The organism is Streptomyces sp. NPDC026377, assembly GCF_055567715.1.
This window is the reverse complement of record NZ_JBVHPV010000013.1, coordinates 199926-220157: the sequence shown is the minus strand read 5'-3', so window position 1 is coordinate 220157 and position 20232 is coordinate 199926. Positions and strand designations below refer to the sequence as shown.

Genomic DNA, 20232 nt, shown 5'->3' with positions numbered 1-20232 from the left:
ACTGTCGTCATCCAAACGATACGCTCCAGAGGCGACAAGGGGGCGATCCCGTATGGAGCTGAAGACCTCAGCGCATGCCGACACGTTTTCCCGCGACCATCTGCCGCCCGCCCGCCAGTGGCCGGAACTGGTCTTCGACCTTCCCGAGCTGCGCTATCCCGAGCGGCTCAACTGCGGCACCGAGCTCCTGGACCGCACGATCGAACGGTTCGGCGCGGACCGGCCCGTCTTCCGTACGGCGGAGGGGTCCGTGTGGACGTACGGGGAGCTGCGCGCCCGGGTCGACCGGATCGCCCACACGCTCACAACCGGCCTCGGCGTCGTCCCCGGCAACCGGGTGCTGCTGCGCGGGCCCACCACGCCGTGGCTGGCCGCCTGCTGGCTGGCGGTGATGAAGGCGGGCGCGGTGGCCGTCACCGTACTGGCCCAGCAGCGGCCGCACGAGCTGGCCACCATCTGCGAGCTCGGCCGGATCGGGCACGCCCTGTGCGACGCGCGCTCGCTGGAGGACCTGGAGAAGGCGGCGGTCCCGGGTCTGCGCATCACGCCCTACGGGGGCGAAACGGCCGGCGACCTGCTGCGGCTGGCCGACGCGCCGAGCTTCCGGGAGCCGTTCACGGCGGTGGCGACGGCGGCCGACGACGTCGCCCTGATCGCGTTCACCTCGGGCACCACCGGCCGCCCCAAGGGCTGTATGCACTTCCACCGGGACGTGCTGGCCATCGCGGACACCTTCGCCCGGCACGTCCTGCGCCCCCGCCCCGACGACGTCTTCGCGGGCAGCCCGCCGCTCGGCTTCACCTTCGGCCTGGGCGGGCTGGTGATCTTCCCGATGCGGGCGGGCGCCTCCTCGCTGCTCCTGGAACAGGCCGGCCCCAAGCAACTGCTGCCCGCGCTCGCCCGGCACCGGGTCTCCGTCCTGTTCACCGCGCCGACCGCCTACCGGGCAATGCTGGACGAACTCGACGGCTACGACGTGGGGGCGCTGCGGCGCTGTGTGTCGGCCGGGGAGAACCTGCCCGCCGCCACCTGGCGCGCCTGGCACGAGCGCACCGGTCTGCGCATCATCAACGGCATCGGCGCCACCGAACTGCTGCACATCTTCATCTCGGCGGCCGACGACGAGATCAGACCGGGCGCCACCGGCAGGCCGGTGCCGGGCTGGCACGCGCGCGTGGTGGACGCCTCGGGCCGGCCGGTGGCGGACGGCGAGCCCGGCCTGCTCGCGGTGCGCGGACCGGTCGGCTGCCGCTATCTGGCCGACCCCCGCCAGTCGGAGTACGTCCAGGGAGGCTGGAACCTCACCGGCGACACCTATGTGCGGACGAGCGACGGCTACTTCCGCTATGTCGCCCGCGCCGACGACATGATCATCTCGGCCGGGTACAACATCGCGGGCCCGGAGGTGGAAGACGCCCTGCTGCGCCACCCCGACGTCGTGGAGACGGCCGTGATCGGCCGCCCCGACGAGGCTCGCGGACAGGTGGTCGTCGCCTACTGCGTGCTGCGCGAGGGCGTGGTGGGCGGCGAGGCCATGGCCGGGCTCCTGCGCGACCATGTGAAAGCCGAGCTCGCGCCCTACAAGTGTCCGCGCGAGGTCGTCTTCGTCGCCGCCCTCCCCCGGACGCCGACCGGCAAGCTGCAACGCTTCCGGCTGCGGGCCCTAGAGTGATCACGTGGCCGAGCAGCACACACCCCGATCCCTGATCGTCACCCTCTACGGCGCGTACGCGCGCGAGACGGCCGGCTCCCTCGCGGTCGCCGAGCTCATCCGCCTGCTCGCCGCCGTGGGCGTGGACGCGCCGTCCGTACGGTCGTCGGTCTCCCGCCTCAAACGGCGCGGGCTCCTGGTGCCCGAGCGCACTGCGAGCGGCGCCGCCGGGTACGCCCTGTCCGCCGACGCGCGCCAGTTGCTCGACGACGGCGACCGCCGCATCTACCCGCACACGCGGCAACGCGCGCGTGAGGGCTGGGTCCTGGCCGTCTTCTCCGTCCCCGAGTCCGAGCGCAACAAGCGCCATGTACTGCGCTCCCGTCTCGCCGGGCTCGGCTTCGGCACGGCCGCGCCCGGGGTGTGGATCGCCCCCGCGCCGCTGTACGACGAGACCCGGCACACCCTGGACAGGCTCCAACTCGCCCCCTACGTGGACCTGTTCCAGGGCGAGCACCTGGGCTTCGCGCCGACGGCCGAGGCGGTCGCCCGGTGGTGGGACCTGACGGCGATCGCCAAGCAGCACGAGGAGTTCCTGGGGTTGCACGAGCCCGCGCTGCGGACCTGGGAGGCACGCGCGCGGACCTCCTCCGAGGTGCCACCGGAGGAGGCCTACCGGGACTATCTGCTCGCCCTGGACTCCTGGCGCCGTCTGCCCTACGCGGACCCGGGCCTGCCCCCCGCCCTGCTGCCGCCCGACTGGCCGGGCGGGCGGTCGGCCGAGGTCTTCCGCCGTCTGCACGCCCGGCTGCGGGACGCGGGAGCGGTGTTCGTGCGGGGTCCTGGCGACGCCTGAGAGGGGTGCGGACCGCCTCAGTAGGATGGCGAGGTGACGGATGAGGACGGGCGCTCCCGCAGACGGGGGCAGGGCGAGCTGGAGGCCCAGGTCCTGGCGGCGCTGCGGGACGCGGCCGGGCCGGTGACCGCGGGCTGGGTGCGGGAGCGGATCGGCGGAGCCCTCGCCTACACCACCGTCGTGACCATCCTGACGCGGCTGTACGCCAAGCAGTCGGTGACCCGGGAGCGCGCGGGGCGCTCGTTCGTGTGGACCCCGGCGGCCGACGAGGCCGGGCTCGCGGCGCTGCGGATGCGCAAGGTCCTGGACGGCGAGTCCGACCGGGGAGCGGTACTGGCCAGTTTCGTCACCGCCCTCTCGCCCGACGACGAACGGCTGCTGCGCGCGCTCCTCGACGGCGCGGAAGCGGAGACCGGGGACTGACACGGTGGGTGTGTTCGTCTTTCTGCCGCTGGTGCTGCCCCTGACCGCCTGGCCGATCGCCCGGCTGGCCGAGCAGCAGCTCCATCCCCGGGCGGCGACCCGACTGCTCGTGGCGGTCGGCGGCGTCCTGGCGCTGTGCAGCACCCTGTGCCTGCTGCTCCTGATGGTGGTGGGCACCGCCCAGCTGCCGGGCAATCCGCTGCCCGACGCGTGGGCCGACCCCGAGGTGCGGGCGGTGCTGCCCTACGACGAGCTGGTGGGCCGGGCGGCGATCCCGCTCCTGGGGGCGGTGGCGGGGGCGTGTGCGCACCTGGGGTGGCTGCACCGGCGGGTGCGCACGCGCGCGTCCCGGGCGCTTGCCGGGCTGCCCGCGTCCGGGGGCGGACCGACCGTGCTGCCGGACGACGCGCGCGCCTACGCGTACGCGCTGCCGGGCGGGCGCGGCGCCGCCGGGACGCGCGGGCGGATCGTGGTGTCGCGCGCGATGCTGGCGAGCCTGGACGCGAGCGAACGGCAGGCGCTGATCGCGCACGAGGAGGCGCATCTGACGGCACGCCACCACCGCTTCCTGCTGGTGGCGGGGCTGGCGGCGCGCGCTAACCCGTTTCTGCGCCCGCTGCGCACCGCCGTGGCCTACACCGCCGAGCGCTGGGCGGACGAGGACGCGGCGCGGGCGGTGGGCGACCGCCGGACGGTGGCCCGGGCCATCGCCAAGGCCGCCCTGGCGTCCGGCCCTGCGGCGGCGGGCCGGGGCGCCGCGACCGCCCTGGCGGGGTTCGCGACGGCCGGACCGGTGCCGCGCCGGGTGGCGGCGCTGCTCGGCCCGGTGCCGCCGGGTCCCGCGCTGCCGCCCGCGTGGACGGCGGCCGGGCTCGCGCTGTGGACCGCCGCAAGCGGCACGGTGGCCTCGGCGCTGGCGTCGGCGAACGCGACCGTGACCCTCTTCACGGTGCTGAGGGCCGCGACCGCGCTGTGACGGGGCGCCCGAGGAGCGGCTCCCCGCGCACGCGAGCGCCACGCTGTCCCTCGGTCCGGACGCGGCCTCCAGGCCGGACTCGGTCTCCGGTCGGACTCGGCCTACAGGTCGAACTCCGCCGGTGCCAGGCCCAGCGCGAAGCAGGCCTCGCGCACGACGGCCTGCTCCGACTTGTCGAAGTCGCCGTCGGCGCCGCCGATGACGATGCCTATCTGGACCACCGCACGCGCCTCGGCGGGCTTCTTCCTCGCCTTGGCGACCTCCTGCAACACGCTGACCTTGCCGAAGTCGAAGTCGGCGGCGAGCTTGTCCAGGTAGTCGTCGAATCGGCGCTGGAGGTCGCCCGCCGGGAAGTTCCGCAACACCTCGTTGGTGGAGATGAGCTGGGCGACCCGGCGCCGCTCGGACGGGTCCACGGTGCCGTCGGCCGCGGCGACCAGGGCGCACATCGCCATGCCGGCGTCGCGGAACGCGCCGCTCTTCAGATCGTTCTTCTTGGCGAGCAGCTGCGTCTGCATCGTCGACGCGGACTCCTTGAAGCGGTCCCACAGGGCCATGAGGTCTCCATCGGTTCTCGGTAGCAACTTCTACAACACTGTAGAAACTGACCGGTGGGGCCAATGGTTCCCGTGGCACTTCAATTCTTTGCGAGCCGCCCCACCGCAGGGGTTAGTTGCGGGGGCTGACTTCGGCGCTCGGGCCGTTTCAGCGCCGGGGCTCACTTCAGCGTGAGCCGGGGTCTGGGCGCGTCCGTGCGGCCGGTCGGCGGTCTGCGGCTGCCCGCCCGGTACGGCGCCGGCCAGGGCGCTCCGGGCCCCGTGTACTCCTGCTCGGCGGCGGCGTGCAGGGTCCAGTGCGGGTCGTACAGATGGGGCCGGGCCAGCGCGCAGAGGTCGGCGCGCCCGGCGAGCAGCAGCGAGTTCACGTCGTCCCAGGAGGAGATCGCCCCGACCGCGATGACGGGCACGTCCAGCGTGTTGCGGATCCGGTCGGCGTACGGGGTCTGGTAGGAGCGGCCGAACTCGGGCCGCTCGTCGGGGACGACCTGCCCGGTGGAGACGTCGATGGCGTCGGCGCCGTGGGCGGCGAACGCGCGGGCGATCTCGACGGACTCCTCGCCGGTGGTACCGCCGGGAGCCCAGTCGGTGGCGGAGATGCGCACGGTCATCGGCCGGTCGGACGGCCAGACACCCCGGAGCACGTCGAACACCTCGAGCGGGAAACGCAGCCGGTGGGCCAGGGAACCCCCGTAGGCGTCCGTGCGTTGGTTGGTGAGAGGGGAGAGGAACCCCGAGAGCAAGTAGCCGTGGGCGCAGTGGAGTTCGAGCAGGTCGAAGTCGCAGTGGGCGGCCCGCCGGGCCGCCGCGGCGAACTGCTCGCGGATGTCGGTCAGCCCCGCGCGGTCGAGCGCGTGCGGGACCTGGTTGACGCCGGGGCGGTAGGGCAGGGGCGAGGCGGCGGCAAGGGGCCAGTTGCCGTCGTCGAGCGGCTCGTCGATGCCCTCCCACATCAGTTTGGTCGAGCCCTTGCGCCCGGAGTGGCCGAGCTGGACGCCGATGGCGGTGCCGGGTGCCTGCCGGTGCACGAAGTCGGTGACCCGGCGCCAGGCCGTGGCCTGCTCGGGGGTGTAGAGACCGGTGCACCCCGGAGTGATGCGGCCCTCGGGGCTCACGCACACCATCTCGGTCATGACCAGGCCCGCGCCGCCCAGGGCCCGGGCGCCCAGGTGGACGAGGTGGAAGTCGCCGGGCAGGCCGTTCTCGGCGGAGTACATGTCCATGGCGGAGACGACGACACGGTTGCGCAGCTCCAGCCCGCGCAGCCGGAAGGGGGTGAACATCGCAGGCGTGCCGGAGGGGCAGGGGAAGTCGCGCTCCACGGCGTCGGTGAAGCCGGGGTCGCGCAGCCGGAGGTTGTCGTGGGTGACGCGACGGCTGCGGGTGAGCAGGTTGAACGCGAACTGCCGGGGCGGCTGGTCGAGGTAGAGCGCGAGCTCCTCGAACCAGCGCAGGCTGGCGGCTGCCGCGCGCTGGGTGGACTCCACGACGGGCCGGCGCTCGCGTTCGTACGCGGCGAGGGCCTCCGGCAGGCTGGGCCGCTCCTCCACGCAGGCGGCCAGCGCCAGGGCGTCCTCGACGGCGAGCTTGGTGCCCGAGCCGATGGAGAAGTGCGCGGTGTGGGCGGCGTCGCCGAGCAGCACGGTGCGGCCGTGGGACCAGTGGGCGTTGACCACGGTACGGAAGACGGTCCAGGAGGAGTTGTTGCTCCGCAGGGGCCGGTTGCCCAGGGCGTCCGCGAAGATCTTGGCGCAGCGGTCGACCGACCCCTGCTCGTCGAGTTCGTCGAACCCGGCTGCCCGCCAGACCTCCTCGCGCATCTCCACGATGACGGTGGAGGAGCCGGCGGAGAACGGATAGCCGTGCAGTTGCATCACGCCGTGCTCGGTCTCGGCGATCTCGAAGCGGAAGGAGTCGAAGGCGAAGTCGGCGGCCAGCCAGATGTAACGGCAGCGGTGGCCGGTGATACGGGGCGCGAAGTGCTCGGCGTGCGCCTGGCGGGTGACGCTGTGCACGCCGTCGGCGGCGATGACCAGGTCGTGGTCGGCGGCGAGTTCGGCCGCGGGCGGCGCCTCGGTGTGAAAGCGCAGGTCCACGCCGAGCGTGCGGCAGCGCTGGTGCAGGATCTCCAGGAGCCTGCGCCGGCCGAGCGCGGCGAAGCCGTGCCCGCCGGAGGTGAGGGTGCGGCCTCGGTGGACGATGTCGATGTCGTCCCAGCGGACGAACTCGGCCTTCAGCGCCTCGTACACCACGGGGTCGGCGTGCTCGATCCCGCCGAGGGTCTCGTCGGAGAGGACGACTCCGAAGCCGAAGGTGTCGTCGGGGGCGTTGCGCTCCCAGACGGTGATCTCGCGGTCGGGGCGGAGCCTCTTGAGCAGCGCGGCGGCGTACAGCCCGCCGGGGCCGCCGCCGATGACCGCGATCCGCTGCGGCCGTCCGGCGGGGCCGCTGTCCCGGGGCCCGGGCACGTTTCAGCGCCCCTGCCACTTGGGGGGCCGCTTCTCGGTGAAGGCGGCGTGGAACTCGGCGTAGTCCTGCCCGTTCATCAGCAGGGCCTGGGTGGCGGCGTCGAGTTCGACGGCGGCGGCGAGCGGCATGTCGAGTTCGGCGGTGAGCAGCGCCTTGGTCTGGGCGTGGGCGAGGGCGGGGCCGGCAGCGAGGTGGCGGGCGAGTTCGGCGGCGCGCGCGTCGGCCTGCCCCTCGCCGGTGAGCTCGCTGAGCAGGCCGATGCGTTCGGCCTCGGGGGCGCGGACCGGCTCACCGAGCATCAGCAGCCGGGTGGCGTGGCCGAGCCCGACGACACGCGGCAGCAGATAGGCCGCGCCCATGTCGCCGCCGGAGAGGCCGACCTTGGTGAACAGGAAGGCGAACCGCGCGGTGGGATCGGCGATACGGAAGTCGGCGGCGAGCGCCAGCACCGCGCCCGCACCGGCGGCGACCCCGTGGATCGCCGCGATCACCGGGAAGGGGCATTCGCGCACGGCCCGTACGACCAGGCCGGTCATCCGGTTGAAGTCGAGCAGTTGGGCGGTGTCCATGGAGAGGGTCGCGCCGATGATCTCGTCGACGTCCCCTCCGGAGCAGAATCCGCGCCCCTCGCCCGCGAGCACCAGGGCGCGCACGGCCCGCTCCCGGGAGAGCTCGGCGAGCAGATCACGGAGGTCGGCATAGGCGCCGAAGGTGAGCGCGTTGAGCTTCTCGGGCCGGGCCAGGGTGACGGTGGCCACCCCGTCCTCCACGGAAAGCCGCAGGTGGCGCCAGTTTTCGGTGCGGGACGCGGAGCTGGGGAACGGGCTCATGGAGTGCGGCCTCCTCGGCGGGCTGCCAGATGCCTGCCCTTCGAAGGTATCACCCCTGCGTGACTGTCGTCACGAGCACGCGATACGCGGGAGGACGGTGGGGGGCGGCGAGGGACGAGGGGAGATCGTGCGGGCGGCCGCGGGTGTTTGGGGGCCACGGGTGCCTGGGGAGGGGGCGGCGCGCAGGACCGGACGGGTGCCCCACGGCACCGCTTTGCACGGACCTGTCACTGCCGCCCGGCGGTCTCTATCCGCCGCTTGCTCGGGTTCGTAAGGTTGAAGGGAGTAGTAGCGTCCCGCGCGTCCCCCGTGCCGCGGACGACTCCACGCGACCGAAACGGAAACCCCCGCCGTGCCCGACCCCTCCGGCACCGCCCGCGAACCGGCCGGCGCCCCGACGTCCTGGCGTATCCCGCTCCCCCACACCAACGCCGCCGTCCCCCTCGCCCGCGCGCTGATCCGTACCGCGCTCGCCGACATCGACGCCCCCGCCGACAGCGACACCGCCGAGCTCCTCACCTGCGAACTGGTGGCGAACGCCGTCGAGCACACCCCCGACGACCAGCCCATCGAGCTGGTCGTCGAGTTGTTCGCGTCGGGCTGCCAGGTCGAGGTGCACGACCGCTCGCGGCTGCCACCGGGCGACCTCGGGGCTCCGGAGCCGAGCGGCGATCTCGACCCGTGGCAGGAACACGGCCGGGGGCTGCTGCTGATCCGCACCCTGAGCTCGGCCTGCGGTCACCGCCTCACCGCGCACGGCAAGGCGGTGTGGTTCACGCTCCCGGCGCGGCCGCCCCCGCCGGACTTCCCGCGAGGGTCGCGACCATGACGGCCTTGATGGTGTGCAGACGGTTCTCGGCCTCGTCGAAGACCACCGAGTGCGCGGACTCGAACACCTCGTCGGTCACCTCCAGCTCCGCCAGGCCGTACTGCTCATGGATCTCACGGGCGACGGCCGTGCCGAGGTCATGGAAGGCCGGCAGGCAGTGCAGGAACTTGACGTCCGCGTTGCCGGTGGCGCGCAGTACGTCCATCGTCACGGCGTAGGGCGCCAGCGCCTTGATCCGCTCGGCCCAGATCTCCTTGGGCTCGCCCATCGACACCCAGACGTCCGTGGCGACGAAGTCCGCGCCCGCCACGCCTTCGGCGATGTCCTCGGTGAGGGCGATCCGGGCCCCGCTCCGCTCGGCCTCCCGCTCGGCGAGGGCGACGACGTCCTCGGCCGGCCAGTACGCCCGGGGCGCCACGATCCGTACGTCCATCCCGAGCAGCGCGCCCGTGACCAGGTAGGAGTTGCCCATGTTGTAGCGGGCGTCGCCCAGATAGGCAAAGGCGGTGCGTTCCAGGGGCTTGTCGGTGTGCTCGGTCATGGTGAGGACGTCCGCGAGCATCTGGGTGGGGTGCCAGGCGTCGGTGAGCCCGTTGTAGACCGGTACGCCCGCGTGCGCGGCGAGGGTCTCCACCGTCTCCTGGGCGTCCCCGCGGAACTGGATCGCGTCGAACATCCGCCCGAGCACACGGGCGGTGTCCCGGGCCGACTCCTTCTCGCCGATGTGCGCCCCGGCGGGATCGATATACGTGGTGGAGGCACCCTGATCGGCGGCCGCCACCTCGAAGGAGCACCGCGTACGCGTCGACGGCTTCTCGAAGATCAACGCGATGTTCCGCCCCCGCAGCCGCTGCACCTCGGTGCCCGCCTTCTTGGCGGCCTTGAGCTCGGCGGCCAACTCCACCAGAGCACGGAACTCCTCGGCGGTGAAGTCCAGCTCCTTGAGGAAGTGGCGGCCTGCGAGGTCTGTCGCCATGGTGACTGCTCCTGAGTGACGGAAGGCGGGAAGCTGTAAGTATATGCGCTCGATCGCATCACTATACGGCATCGCGTTCCACCGGACAGCTCATGCACCGAGGCCCGCCCCGCCCCCGCCCCAGCTCGCTCCCGGGGATCTCGATGACCTCGATGCCCTCCTTGCGCAGATGCGTGTTGGTGGTCACATTGCGCTCGTACGCCACCACCACGCCCGGCTCGACCGCCAGCACATTGCAGCCGTCGTCCCACTGCTCGCGCTCCGCCGCGTGCACGTCCTGGGTGGCCGTCAGCACCCGGATCCCGTCCAGACCGAGGGCGGCCGCTATGGCGCGGTGCATGTGCTCAGGGGGATGATCCGTCACCTTCAGCTCCTGCTCACCGGCGCCCGGCTCGATCGTGTACGAGCGGAGCATGCCGAGCCCGGCGTACTGAGTGAAGGTTTCTCCGTCGACCATCGTCATCACCGTATCGAGGTGCATGAACGCCCTGCGCTTGGGCATGTCCAGCGCCACGATCGTGCGGGCGGAACCGGCCGCGAACAGCCCGCGCGCCAGCATCTCCACGGCCTGCGGGGTCGTCCGCTCGCTCATCCCGATCAGCACCGCGCCGTTGCCGATGACCAGTACATCGCCGCCCTCGATGGTCGAGGGGTAGTCGCTCTGCCCCTGCGACCAGGTATGGAAGGGCTCCGCCCCGGGACCGGCGAAGAGGGGGTGGTGCCGGTAGATCGCCTCGAAGTGGACCGTCTCGCGCTGCCGGGCCGGCCAGCGCATCGCATTGATGGACACACCGTCGTAGATCCAGGCGGAGGTGTCACGGGTGAACAGGTGGTTGGGCAGCGGGTCGAGCAGGAAGTCGTCCAGATCCATCGCATGGAACCGCACCGACACCGGCTCCGCGTGGCGCTCCAGGAACTCCCGCTTGGTCATCCCGCCCACCAGCGCCTCGGCCAGCTCCGCGGCGGACAGCTCCTCGAAGACCTCACGCAGATGCCCGGTGGCCAGCGGCCCGTACTCCTTCTCGTCGAAGACCCGGTCCAGCACCATCCGTCTCGCCGGCGCGATCGCCAGCGACTCGCGCAGCAGATCACCGAAGAGATGCACCTCGACCCCGCGGTCGCGCAACACGTCCGCGAAACCGTCATGCTCCTGGCGCGCCCGGCGCACCCAGAGCACGTCGTCGAAGAGGAGAGCGTCCTTGTTGCTCGGCGTGAGCCGCTTCAGCTCCAGATCGGGCCGGTGCAGGATGACACGGCGCAGTCGGCCGGTCTCGGAGTCGACATGGAATCCCATGCTTCCATCCTGTCCCGCCAACAGCCTGCTCACCCGGTGAACCGGCCCCTTGCGTCCCTGTCGGCGAGCGCTCCCGGGGGTGGAACCGCACGGCTCCGCCCCCGGGGCCTCACAGCCTGGGGTCCACCGGCTCCGACTCCAGGGCCAGGACCGCGAAGACCGCCTCGTGGACACGCCACAGCGGCTCCCCCGCCGCCAGTCGGTCCAGCGCCTCCAGACCCAGCGCGTACTCCCGCAGCGCCAGCGAGCGCTTGTGCCCCAGCGACCGCTGCCGCAGCCGGTCCAGGTTCTCCGGACGCGTGTACTCCGGACCGTAGATGATCCGCAGATACTCGCGCCCGCGCACCTTGATGCCCGGCTGCACCAGACGGCCCCTGCCGTCCCGCGCCAGCGCCTGGAGCGGCTTGACCACCATGCCCTCGCCGCCCGCACCGGTCAGCTCCAGCCACCAGTCGACACCCGCCCGCACCGACGCCTCGTCGCCGGTGTCGACGACCAGGCGCCGGGTGACCTGGAGCAGACCCGTCGGGTCGTGCTCGACCAGCCGGTCCAGCCACGCCAACTGCTCGTCGTGCGGCACCGCGGCCAGGCTGCGCCCCTGGACGGCCAGGATCTGGAACGGAGCGAGCCGCACTCCCTCCAGCCCGTCCGTGGTCCAGCAGTAGCGCCGGTAGGCGTCGGTGAACGCCGCCGCGTCCCGCGCCCGCTCACGCTGACGCGACAGCAGCCCCGCCACCTCCACACCGCGCTCGGCCGCGGCCTCCAGAGCCGCTAGGGCGCCCGGGAAGACCGCTCCGGACGCGGCACCCACCGCCGCGTACTGCGAACGCAGCAGCCCCGAGGCCTTCAGCGACCACGGCATCAGCTCGGCGTCGAGCAGCAGCCAGTCCGCACCGAACTCGTCCCACAGCCCGGCCGCGGACACGGCCGCCCGCAGCCGGCCGAGGATCTCCTCGGTGACGGCCGCGTCGTCGAAGAACGGGCGACCGGTGCGGGTGTGCAAAGACCCCGTCGGCCCCTCCACCCCGAACCGCTCACGCGCCGCGTCGGCGTCACGGCACACCAGGGCGACCGCCCGCGAGCCCATGTGCTTCTCCTCGCACACGACCCGCCCGACACCGTCCGCCGCGTACTGGGCGAACGCCTCCGCCGGATGCTCCAGGAACTGCTCGTCACCGCCGCTGCCGCGGGACGCCGCGCGCGAGGTCGCCGTCGGCGCCATCGTCGGCGGCAGATACGCGAGCAGCCGGGGGTCCACGGCGAACCGGCTCATGACCTCGAGCGCGGCCGCCGCGTTCTCCTCGCGCACCGCCACGTTGCCCAGCTGCCGGGTCTCCACGACCCGACGGCCGTGCACATCGGCCAGGTCGAGCGGCCGTCCGTCGTGGCCACCGGGCGCCTCGGTGGCCAGCGGACGGACCGGCTCGTACCAGACCTTCTCGGCGGGCACGTCGACGAGCTCGCGCTCGGGCCAGCGCAGCGCGGTCATCCTTCCGCCGAACACCGCACCCGTGTCCAGACAGATGGTGTTGTTGATCCACGATGTGTTCGGCACCGGCGTGTGGCCGTAGACGACCGCCGCGCGGCCCCGGTAGTCCTCGGCCCAGGGGTACCGCACGGGCAGGCCGAACTCATCCGTCTCGCCGGTCGTCTCCCCGTACAGGGCGTGCGAGCGGACACGCCCCGACGTACGCCCGTGGTACTTCTCGGGCAGACCCGCGTGACAGACGACCAGCTTGCCGCCGTCGAGCACATAGTGGCTGACGAGCCCGTCGATGAACTCCTTCACCTCGTTCTTGAATCCATCGTCCTCCCTGTCCAACTGCTCGATGGTCTCCGCCAGTCCATGGGTGCGCTGGACCTTCTTGCCACCCAGATAACGTCCGAGCTTGTTCTCATGGTTCCCGGGAACGCACAGAGCGTTACCATCAGCCACCATTTTCATCACGCGCCGCAACACGCCCGGGCTGTCGGGGCCGCGGTCGACGAGGTCACCGACGAAGACCGCCGTGCGGCCCTCGGGGTGCGCCCCGTCCACGTACCCCAGCTTGGCGAGCAGCGTCTCCAGCTCCGAGCGGCAGCCGTGGATGTCACCGATGATGTCGAAGGGGCCGGTGAGGTGGGTGAGGTCGTTGTAGCGCCGCTCGATGGCGATCTCGACGCTGTCCACCTCCGTCTGCGAGCGCAGCACGTGGACCTTGCGGAAACCCTCACGCTCCAGGCCCCGCAGCGAACGCCGCAGCTCACGGCGGTGGCGCGCGATGACCTGGCGGGGCATCCCGGCACGGTCGGGCCGAGCGGCGTTGCGGGCGGCGCAGACCTCCTCGGGCAGATCCAGGACAATCGCCACCGGCAGCACATCGTGCTCCCTGGCCAGCTGCACCAGCTGCCTGCGGCTCTCCACCTGCACACTGGTGGCGTCCACGACCGTCAGCCGCCCGGCCGCGAGCCGCTTGCCCGCGATGTAGTGGAGGACGTCGAACGCGTCACCGCTGGCGCTCTGGTCGTTCTCGTCGTCGGCCACCAGACCGCGGCAGAAGTCGGACGAGAGGACCTCGGTGGGCTTGAAATGCCGCCGCGCGAACGTGGACTTACCCGACCCGGTGGCGCCGATGAGGACGACGAGGGAGAGGTCGGGGACGGGGAGGGTGCGCTTGGGGGGCGGGGGCTGGATCGGATCCGGGGACTGGGTCTTGGTCGGGGGCTGGATCGCGCCCGGGAAATGGATTGGGGTCGGGACTCCCGGTTCGGTCCGGGTGGTGCTGGTGGCACCGGCCGCGGAGTGGGTGCGGCTTTCGGATTCGGAGGGGCTCACGGAGTCGGAGCCGTTCCCGGAAGGAGAGAGGCCCTTGGAAGGGGAGCGGTTACCGGAAGGAGAGAGGCTCCCGGAGTCGGAGCGGTTCGCGGACTCGTTCTCGGTGTTCATGCGGCGTTCGCCTCCTTCGCGGTCTTGATCATCTCGAACACGGCCATCTGCGTGGGCGGACCGACCTCGGCGTCGCCCGGCCCGACGGGCACGAACTCGACCCCGTATCCATGTCGTTCGGCCACCGAGGCGGCCCAGTCGCGGAACTCCGCGCGCGTCCACTCGAACCGGTGGTCGCCGTGGCGCACATGCCCGGCCGGCAACGACTCCCAGCGCACGTTGTACTCCACGTTCGGCGTCGTCACGATCACCGTGCGCGGACGCGCCGCGCCGAACACCGCGTACTCCAGCGCCGGCAGCCTCGGCAGGTCCACATGCTCGATCACCTCACTGAGCACGGCCGCGTCGTACCCCTTGAGCCGCTTGTCCGTGTACGCGAGCGATCCCTGCATCAGCGTGATCCGACCCGCCTGCCGCTCGCCCATCCGCTCCAGACGCAGCCGCCGCGCGGTGATCGTCAGCGCGCGCATAGAGACGTCCACCCCCACGATCTCGGTGAACCGGACGTCCTTCAGCAGCTCCTGTACCAACTGGCCCTGGCCGCAGCCCAGATCGAGCACCCGGCTTGCCCCGGCCCCGGCCAGCACCGCCAGAATGGCTTCGCGCCGCTGCACGGCCAGCGGCACCGGCCGCTCCTCGGTGTCGCTGGTCTCGTCCACCGCGTTGTCGATGGCCTCGACCGCGATGTCGTCGGCCTCGGCCAGCCGCACCAGTTCGAGCCGCTCCATCGCCTGCCGGGTCAGCCCCCAGCGGCGGGACAGATAGCGGCTGGCGATCAGCTTCTGCTCGGGGTGGTCGGCCAGCCAGCCGTCACCGGCGCGCAGCAGCTTGTCGACCTCGTCGGGCGCGACCCAGTAGTGCTTGGCGTCGTCGAGCACCGGCAGCAGGACGTACAACTGCCGCAACGCGTCGGCGAGCCGCAGCTCCCCTTCCAGTACGAGCCGTACGTAACGGGACTCGCCCCACTCCGGGAACTCCTCGTCCAGCACGATGGGCTCCGCCGAGACCGACGCCCAGCCCAGCGGCCCGAACAGCTTGTGTACGAGCTCGGCGCCGCCACGCGCGGGAAGCACGGGCACCTCGATGCGCAGCGGCAGGGGCGCCTCGGCCCGCTCCGGCAGCGCATTGCACACGCCGCGCAGCGCGCTCTTGAAGACAGTGCTCAGCGCGACGGACATCAGCGACGAGGCCGCGTACGGACGGTCGTTGACATACTGCGCCAGGGCGGAATCAGGTGCTCCGCCACGGCCCTTGCCGTTGCCCCGCCGCACCAGCGCCACCGGATCCACCTCCAGGAGCAGCGCGGCAGTGCAGCGCTCGGCGGTCGCCTCGGGGTAGAGGACGTGCGCGGTGCCGTGCGCCGTGGAGAACGCCTGCGCCTTCCCGGGATGCTTGTGCAGCAGAAAACCGAGGTCGGTGGCGGGGCGTTCGAGGGAACCGGTCGTGGTGATTGTCAGGAACACGCGTCGAGTATCACCCGGCTTTCGCGGCTCCCACCAGGCATTTTCCTAGAGGTGGCCGGGCGGCTGGGCGGGTGGAGGGGTGACATTACGGGCGGGCGTGGGCGTGGGCCTGGAACTCGGACCCGAGGTTCGGGCGGGGTCCACGCCTGGAGTTCGGGTCCGGCGTTCGGACCCGGAGTTCGGACCCCTGAGCTCGGACCCGGAGTCTGGCCTGGCGTTAGGACCCGCAGTGAAACGCGAGGTCCGGGGCAGGTGGGCCAAGTCGGCCGGAGCCCCCTCATGCCGTTCGCGTCACGAACCCCGCCAGCCGTGCGATCTCTGTCGGCCCCACCCGGCAGCAGCCGCCCACCAGACGAGCACCCGCACCCTGCCAAGCCTCCACGCGGGACGGGTCGAACGTTGCCCCGCCACGCCACGCCCCGGCCCGGGCGTCCCACCGCTCCCCGCTGTTGGGGTACACGACGACCGGCTTGCCGGTGACCGACGCCGCAAGCTCCACGGCGTGGTCCGCGTCGGCGGGAGTACAGCAGTTCACACCCACGGCGATCACCTGGCCCAGGCCCCTCGCCAGCGCGAACGCCTCGTCCAGCGGCTGGCCCGCCCGCGTCCGCACTCCCTCCACGCTGTAAGACAGCCATACCGGCACTCCGCACCCCTCAACGACCCGGAGCAGTGCCTCGGCCTCGTCGGCGTCGGGCACGGTTTCCAGCGCGAACACATCCGGGTCGGCCTCCGCCAGCGTCTCGACTCGGGGGCGGTGGAAGCGCTCCAGCTCCTTCACCGTCAACCCGTACCGACCCCGGTATTCGCTGCCATCTGCCAGGAAGGCACCGTAGGGGCCGATGGAGGCGGCGACCCAGACTTCGGCTGGGAGTTCGGCTTCGGCTGCGGCTGCGGCTGCTCCGGCTTCACCTTTGGGGGGCTCCCCCTCCCCTCCCCCCACCCCCCTCCCCGCCCCCGCCCTCTCCCCCGCCCTCCTCGCCAACTCCACGCTCCGCTTCAGCAGCGCCGTCGCCTCACGGCGGGGCACTCCCCGGTGTGCGAAGCCCTCGTACGTCGCCTGGTAGCTGGAGGTGATCAGTACCTCTGCGCCCGCCCGTACATACGCCTCGTGTGCGGCCTCGATCTGTCCGGGGTCGTCGGCGAGCAGCCGCGCGGACCAGAGTGGATCGCTCAAGTCGCTCCCCTGGGACTCCAGTTGATTGGAGAGGCCGCCGTCGAGGAGCAGGGGCCGCGTTGCCAGCGCCTCGGCCAGGGAACGGGCGGGACGCACGGTCAGGCCCCGTTCAGCTGGGACTGGACCTGGGAGGAGATCAGTTCGAGGTGGTCGAGGTCGTCCAGATCCAGGATTTGGAGGTAGATCCGGGAGGAGCCGATCGCCTCGTACGCGCCGATCTTGTCGACCACTTCGGCGGGGGAGCCCGCCAGTCCGTTCGCCTTGAGCTCTTCCACCTCCCTTCCGATGGCGGCCGCCCGGCGCGCCACTTCGGCGTCGTTCTTTCCCGCGCAGACGACCAGGGCGTTGGAGTACACCAGGTCGTCGGGGTCGCGTCCGGCGCTCTGGGCGGCGGTGCGCACCCGGCCGAACTGCCGCTCGCTGTCGGCCACGGAGGCGAACGGGATGTTGAACTCGTCGGCGTACTGCGCGGCCAGCCGTGGGGTGCGGACCGCCCCATGGCCGCCGATGAGGACCGGCACCTTGGCCTGGGCGGGCTTGGGGAGGGCGGGCGAGTCCATGAGCTGGTAGTAGGTGCCGTCGTAGTCGAAGGTCTTGCCGGTCTCGGTGGCCCAGAGCCCGGTGACGATGGCCAGTTGTTCCTCCAGACGTGCGGACTTCTCCTTGGGGAAGGGGATGCCGTACGCCTTGTGTTCCTCCTCGAACCAGCCCGCGCCGAGGCCGAGTTCGACGCGGCCGCCCGACATCTGGTCCACCTGGGCGACCTGGATGGCGAGGACGCCGGGGAGGCGGAAGGTGCCGGCGGTCATCAGGGTGCCGAGGCGGATACGACTGGTCTCGCGCGCGAGTCCGGCGAGGGTGATCCAGGCGTCGGTGGGGCCCGGCAGGCCGTCGGCGGAGCCCATGCGCAGATAATGGTCGGAGCGGAAAAAGGCGTTGAATCCGAGGGCTTCGGTGGCTTTGGCGACGGTGAGGAGGGTGTCGTAGTCGGCGCCCTGCTGGGGCTCCGTGAAGATTCGAAGATCCATGCCTCCATCCTGCACCTTCGAACGGTCGTCAACGCCGCCCTTGCCGCATGCTCCGCGGCTGCCCGGTCGGGTGAATATCGTCCGCCGGACGGGCCGCGCGGGCTCTGAGCAGTGACTGTGGCGCTGAGTGGTCGTTGGCTCGGGCGGAGCCGGACCGCCCGGCCCGCGCGCCGGTGGCCGCTGCCGACGCTTCTGTCGAACTGCCGCCCTCGCCGCCGTGCGGGAGGGCTTGGGCCGAGGAGGCCTTCATGTCCCAGGAAGCTTGGCCGGAGCAGGCCGTGCCGCAGGGAGCGGTCGGGCAGTCCGTGCCCGAGCAGCAGGGCGCACCGAAGGGACTGCTGGAGCAGATGGAGGAGTTGATGGCGGCGCTGACCGCGGATCTGTCGCAGCTCGACGCCGATCTGCAGTCGTCGGCCGAGCGGGTGCCGGGTCAGGAGGCCGGTGGACCTGTGGAGGGCCGTTCCACGGGGGCGTGAGAGGCGACGCGCTGTCCCCCGGCCGGTCACAACGGTCCCGCCAGTCATGACGGCCTCGCCGTGGAGTCGCGCAGGAGGCCTGGCCGTCTCTCCTCCTCGCGGACGGTGAGTCTTCGGAGCATTCCGCGGACCCGGTCGCTCGATTCGTCGGCGGCGTCGATCGCTTCGATGCACTGCCAGTAGAGCCCTTCTTCGTCGGTGGCGCAGGCGACGCCGACGAGGGCCATGCCGACGTCTCCGAGCAGGCCGCTGAGTCCGGTCAGGGTCTGCCTGGCGTCGGTGATTCCGGAGAGCTGGGTGGCACGGATGCCGCCGAAGCGCAGCCCGGGGTGGTCGAGGACGCCGCAGCCCCGCCCGCCGGTCTCGCTGAGGCCGCGCGCCTCGCCCCTGAGTTCCGGCGGCCCGGTGGACGCCAGGTGGCTCCCGATGGCCTGGGCGAGGGCTTGCGCCTGCCAGGCCTCGGCGACGATCTCCAGTGCCGCGGTGCTTTCCGCGAGCGCTAACCTGCTCATCCCGATGAGCCGTACCGCGTCCATGCGCCGCCCCCGTTCATACGACGATGCGTTTCTCCGTCACTACCTAGAGTGAGCTTCTGCGGCCGAGAAAGCCAGAGGAAATCGGAAATCTGTGGACGAGCAGGGGGTTTTGAATAACTCGCTCACTCCGAAGAGTGACCGTTTGGACTTTCTTCGGGGTTTTGCACAGGGGCGGGGGCGGTTTGTGCCTCGGCGGGGCGTCTCAGGGCCCGCTCCGGACCGGCCGGGGGCTGCGGGGCGGGCGGGAAAGCGGAGGCGGCCGGGACGGGGGCGGGAAAGCGGAGTTCGTTGCGGTCGATCTTGGCGGCGAGGGCGGCGAGCGGGTCGATGCCGAGGACCTGGCAGAGCTGGAGGAGATAGGCGAGGACGTCGGCGACCTCGTCGGTCACCTGGTGGGCGCGGTCGGGGTCGTGCATGATCCGCTCGGACTGCTCGGGAGTCAGCCACTGGAAGACCTCGAGGAGTTCGGAGGCCTCGACGCTGAGGGCGCAGACGAGGTTCTTGGGGGTGTGGAAGGGCTGCCAGTCGCGCGCGGCCGCGAAGTCGGCGAGTCGGCGCTGGAGTCCCGCTACGTCGGGTTCGGTCACGACTCCAGGTCTACCACTGTCGCTCCCGCCACTCCTCGGGCGTGTCCGGCGTCCGTGACGGTGCCGGCGAGGCGGATGTGACCGCGCCGGCACATCTCGGCGGCCAGCGCGACCAGTTCGCGGGCCTGTCGCCGGTCGAGGCCGCGGTCGAGCCCGTCGGCGAGGACGGTGAGGGTCTGGAGGGCGGAGGGGATCTCGGCGACGGTGTCGACGGCGAGGACGCCGGGGCCGGTGAGCAGGACGAGGGCGAGGGCGAGGTAGCGCAGTTCGCCTTCGCCCAGGCGGGCCACGGGGGTGGGGTTCCGTTCGCCCCGGCCCACCACCGCCCGTAAGGTGCCGTCGGCCAGTTCCTCGGCGGCGAGCGCGGTGACCGGTCCCACGCAGCCCGCGCGGGCCGCGGTGACCAGCCGGGCGTGCCGGATGGTGCACTCCTCGGCGGTGCGCGAGAGGATCTCGGCGAGGTTGTCGCAACCGCGCCGCAGCCTCCCCTGGCCGGGCAGGACGGGTTGGCGCATGCGCTGCGGCTGGGGGTCGCAGGCGAACACCGACCGCAGGGCGACCACGACTTGTTCGGCGGCGGCGATGACCCGCAGCTGGCCCTCGGTCTTGCCGGCCACGCGCAGCGGCAGCAGGGCGGTGCCGAGCCGGTCGTCCGGGAGCGGGGCGCGGGTGACCGGGACGGCCCCTGCGGTGTGCCAGGCGGCCTGCACGGTGGAGCGGCCGGGGTCACGCAGGGCGGTGGACAGGAGCGTCTCGCCGTCACTGGTCAAACGTTCGCCGACGACGCGGAGTTCCGGCTCGGCCTGGATGGCGAGGTCGAGCCGGACGGGCCCGGCGGGTCCGTCGACGGTGCAGCCGAGGCGAAATCCCCGCCGGCCTTGGGCGTCCGCCTCGGCGCGTTCGGGAACGCATCCGGCGGCGTCGGGGAACGCGGCCGCGAGGCTGGCTCCCGCGCCGAGCCGGGCCAGCGCCTCGTACGCCTGGAGGACGCTGGACTTGCCGCTGCCGCTCGGTCCCGCCAGGAGGGTGAGCGGGCCGAGCGCGAAGACCGCGCCGCGGTGTGACTTGAAGGCGGAGAGCCGCAGTTCGGTGACGGTGGGCCGGTCACAGGTTCCGTTCATGGAACGGACCGTACGAGGACGAAATCAGACGAACCGTTACGCCTCGATCACCTTCCT

Annotated in this window: 17 protein-coding genes and 1 pseudogene; 6 read left to right on the top strand and 12 right to left on the bottom strand. The window is 72.0% G+C overall.

Features of this window, described 5'->3' with window-relative positions; translation table 11 throughout:
- The first annotated feature begins 52 nt into the window (after positions 1-52).
- From ACZ4MU_RS25615 to ACZ4MU_RS25600, 4 genes are read left to right on the top strand one after another with little or no spacing between them, the layout of a single operon-like run.
- Positions 53-1672, top strand: a complete 1620-nt coding sequence (locus ACZ4MU_RS25615; RefSeq protein ID WP_467880889.1) for an AMP-binding protein — start codon at positions 53-55, stop codon at positions 1670-1672.
- A gap of 4 nt (positions 1673-1676) precedes the next feature.
- Positions 1677-2507 (top strand): PaaX family transcriptional regulator, encoded by an 831-nt coding sequence (locus ACZ4MU_RS25610; protein ID WP_467880886.1) that lies wholly within the window; start codon positions 1677-1679, stop codon positions 2505-2507.
- A 33-nt stretch (positions 2508-2540) separates the two neighbouring features.
- Positions 2541-2930 carry a BlaI/MecI/CopY family transcriptional regulator gene (locus ACZ4MU_RS25605; RefSeq protein ID WP_467880883.1) on the top strand — a complete coding sequence of 130 codons (390 nt, stop codon included), beginning with the start codon at positions 2541-2543 and terminating at the stop codon, positions 2928-2930.
- A 4-nt stretch (positions 2931-2934) separates the two neighbouring features.
- Positions 2935-3906, top strand: a complete 972-nt coding sequence (locus ACZ4MU_RS25600) for a M48 family metalloprotease (protein ID WP_467880880.1) — start codon at positions 2935-2937, stop codon at positions 3904-3906.
- A 101-nt stretch (positions 3907-4007) separates the two neighbouring features.
- Here the strand turns inward: ACZ4MU_RS25600 and ACZ4MU_RS25595 are convergent, their stop codons facing one another.
- The 3 genes from ACZ4MU_RS25595 to ACZ4MU_RS25585 form a co-directional block, all read right to left on the bottom strand.
- On the bottom strand, positions 4008-4463 hold the full coding sequence (locus ACZ4MU_RS25595) for a tellurite resistance TerB family protein (protein WP_467880877.1): 456 nt from the start codon (positions 4461-4463) through the stop codon (positions 4008-4010).
- Between the two features lie 161 nt (positions 4464-4624).
- Entirely contained in the window at positions 4625-6931 is a 2307-nt protein-coding gene (locus ACZ4MU_RS25590; protein ID WP_467880874.1) for a bifunctional salicylyl-CoA 5-hydroxylase/oxidoreductase, read from the bottom strand.
- 3 nt (positions 6932-6934) lie between these two features.
- Positions 6935-7762, bottom strand: coding sequence for an enoyl-CoA hydratase family protein (locus tag ACZ4MU_RS25585; protein WP_358831133.1), 828 nt, complete (start codon positions 7760-7762; stop codon positions 6935-6937).
- Between the two features lie 352 nt (positions 7763-8114).
- Between ACZ4MU_RS25585 and ACZ4MU_RS25580 the strand changes: the two genes are divergently transcribed.
- Complete coding sequence (locus ACZ4MU_RS25580) at positions 8115-8591, top strand: ATP-binding protein (protein WP_467880872.1); 477 nt, start codon at positions 8115-8117, stop codon at positions 8589-8591.
- Here ACZ4MU_RS25580 and argF read toward each other — a convergent pair.
- The 6 genes from argF to ACZ4MU_RS25550 all read right to left on the bottom strand — a co-directional run bounded on the left by argF (position 8536) and on the right by ACZ4MU_RS25550 (position 17455).
- A complete protein-coding gene (gene argF / locus ACZ4MU_RS25575; RefSeq protein ID WP_467880869.1) occupies positions 8536-9567 on the bottom strand; it encodes an ornithine carbamoyltransferase in 1032 nt (343 codons plus the stop codon). The genes ACZ4MU_RS25580 and argF overlap by 56 nt on opposite strands.
- 61 nt (positions 9568-9628) lie before the next feature.
- Positions 9629-10861 carry an arginine deiminase gene (locus tag ACZ4MU_RS25570; RefSeq protein WP_467880867.1) on the bottom strand — a complete coding sequence of 411 codons (1233 nt, stop codon included), beginning with the start codon at positions 10859-10861 and terminating at the stop codon, positions 9629-9631.
- A 109-nt stretch (positions 10862-10970) separates the two neighbouring features.
- Entirely contained in the window at positions 10971-13787 is a 2817-nt protein-coding gene (locus ACZ4MU_RS25565) for a polynucleotide kinase-phosphatase (RefSeq protein ID WP_467880864.1), read from the bottom strand.
- Complete coding sequence (locus tag ACZ4MU_RS25560) at positions 13784-15250, bottom strand: 3' terminal RNA ribose 2'-O-methyltransferase Hen1 (protein ID WP_467880861.1); 1467 nt, start codon at positions 15248-15250, stop codon at positions 13784-13786. The genes ACZ4MU_RS25565 and ACZ4MU_RS25560 overlap by 4 nt, the downstream gene beginning before the upstream one ends.
- 277 nt (positions 15251-15527) lie before the next feature.
- Positions 15528-16523 carry a homocysteine S-methyltransferase gene (mmuM, locus tag ACZ4MU_RS25555; protein ID WP_467880859.1) on the bottom strand — a complete coding sequence of 332 codons (996 nt, stop codon included), beginning with the start codon at positions 16521-16523 and terminating at the stop codon, positions 15528-15530.
- Positions 16524-16525: 2 nt separating this feature from the next.
- Positions 16526-17455 (bottom strand): LLM class F420-dependent oxidoreductase, encoded by a 930-nt coding sequence (locus ACZ4MU_RS25550; RefSeq protein WP_467880856.1) that lies wholly within the window; start codon positions 17453-17455, stop codon positions 16526-16528.
- A 248-nt stretch (positions 17456-17703) separates the two neighbouring features.
- Here ACZ4MU_RS25550 and ACZ4MU_RS25545 point away from each other — a divergent pair, with 248 nt between their 5' ends.
- Positions 17704-17931: a hypothetical protein gene (locus ACZ4MU_RS25545; protein WP_467880854.1), complete on the top strand. Its 228-nt coding sequence runs from the start codon at positions 17704-17706 to the stop codon at positions 17929-17931.
- Positions 17932-17975: 44 nt separating this feature from the next.
- On the opposite strand, the gene ACZ4MU_RS25540 is transcribed toward ACZ4MU_RS25545, so the two are convergent.
- The 3 genes and pseudogenes from ACZ4MU_RS25540 to ACZ4MU_RS25530 all read right to left on the bottom strand — a co-directional run bounded on the left by ACZ4MU_RS25540 (position 17976) and on the right by ACZ4MU_RS25530 (position 20175).
- Entirely contained in the window at positions 17976-18467 is a 492-nt protein-coding gene (locus ACZ4MU_RS25540) for a DUF6099 family protein (protein WP_467880851.1), read from the bottom strand.
- A gap of 266 nt (positions 18468-18733) precedes the next feature.
- Positions 18734-19054: pseudogene (locus tag ACZ4MU_RS25535) on the bottom strand (nucleotide pyrophosphohydrolase); the annotation flags it as partial.
- The gene (locus tag ACZ4MU_RS25530; RefSeq protein ID WP_467880848.1) at positions 19051-20175 is read right to left on the bottom strand and encodes an AAA family ATPase; all 1125 of its coding nucleotides are present in this window, start codon (positions 20173-20175) and stop codon (positions 19051-19053) included. The pseudogene ACZ4MU_RS25535 and the gene ACZ4MU_RS25530, both read right to left, overlap by 4 nt.
- Between the last annotated feature and the right edge of the window lie 57 nt (positions 20176-20232).

Coding starts and splice junctions, on each gene's coding strand:
- ACZ4MU_RS25540 (WP_467880851.1), bottom strand. CDS start 18,467: ATGGACGCGGTACGGCTCATCGGGATGAGCAGGTTAGCGCTCGCGGAA.
- ACZ4MU_RS25585 (WP_358831133.1), bottom strand. CDS start 7,762: ATGAGCCCGTTCCCCAGCTCCGCGTCCCGCACCGAAAACTGGCGCCAC.
- ACZ4MU_RS25615 (WP_467880889.1), top strand. CDS start 53: ATGGAGCTGAAGACCTCAGCGCATGCCGACACGTTTTCCCGCGACCAT.
- ACZ4MU_RS25550 (WP_467880856.1), bottom strand. CDS start 17,455: ATGGATCTTCGAATCTTCACGGAGCCCCAGCAGGGCGCCGACTACGAC.
- ACZ4MU_RS25530 (WP_467880848.1), bottom strand. CDS start 20,175: ATGAACGGAACCTGTGACCGGCCCACCGTCACCGAACTGCGGCTCTCC.
- ACZ4MU_RS25545 (WP_467880854.1), top strand. CDS start 17,704: ATGTCCCAGGAAGCTTGGCCGGAGCAGGCCGTGCCGCAGGGAGCGGTC.
- ACZ4MU_RS25565 (WP_467880864.1), bottom strand. CDS start 13,787: ATGAACACCGAGAACGAGTCCGCGAACCGCTCCGACTCCGGGAGCCTC.
- ACZ4MU_RS25595 (WP_467880877.1), bottom strand. CDS start 4,463: ATGGCCCTGTGGGACCGCTTCAAGGAGTCCGCGTCGACGATGCAGACG.
- argF (WP_467880869.1), bottom strand. CDS start 9,567: ATGGCGACAGACCTCGCAGGCCGCCACTTCCTCAAGGAGCTGGACTTC.
- ACZ4MU_RS25570 (WP_467880867.1), bottom strand. CDS start 10,861: ATGGGATTCCATGTCGACTCCGAGACCGGCCGACTGCGCCGTGTCATC.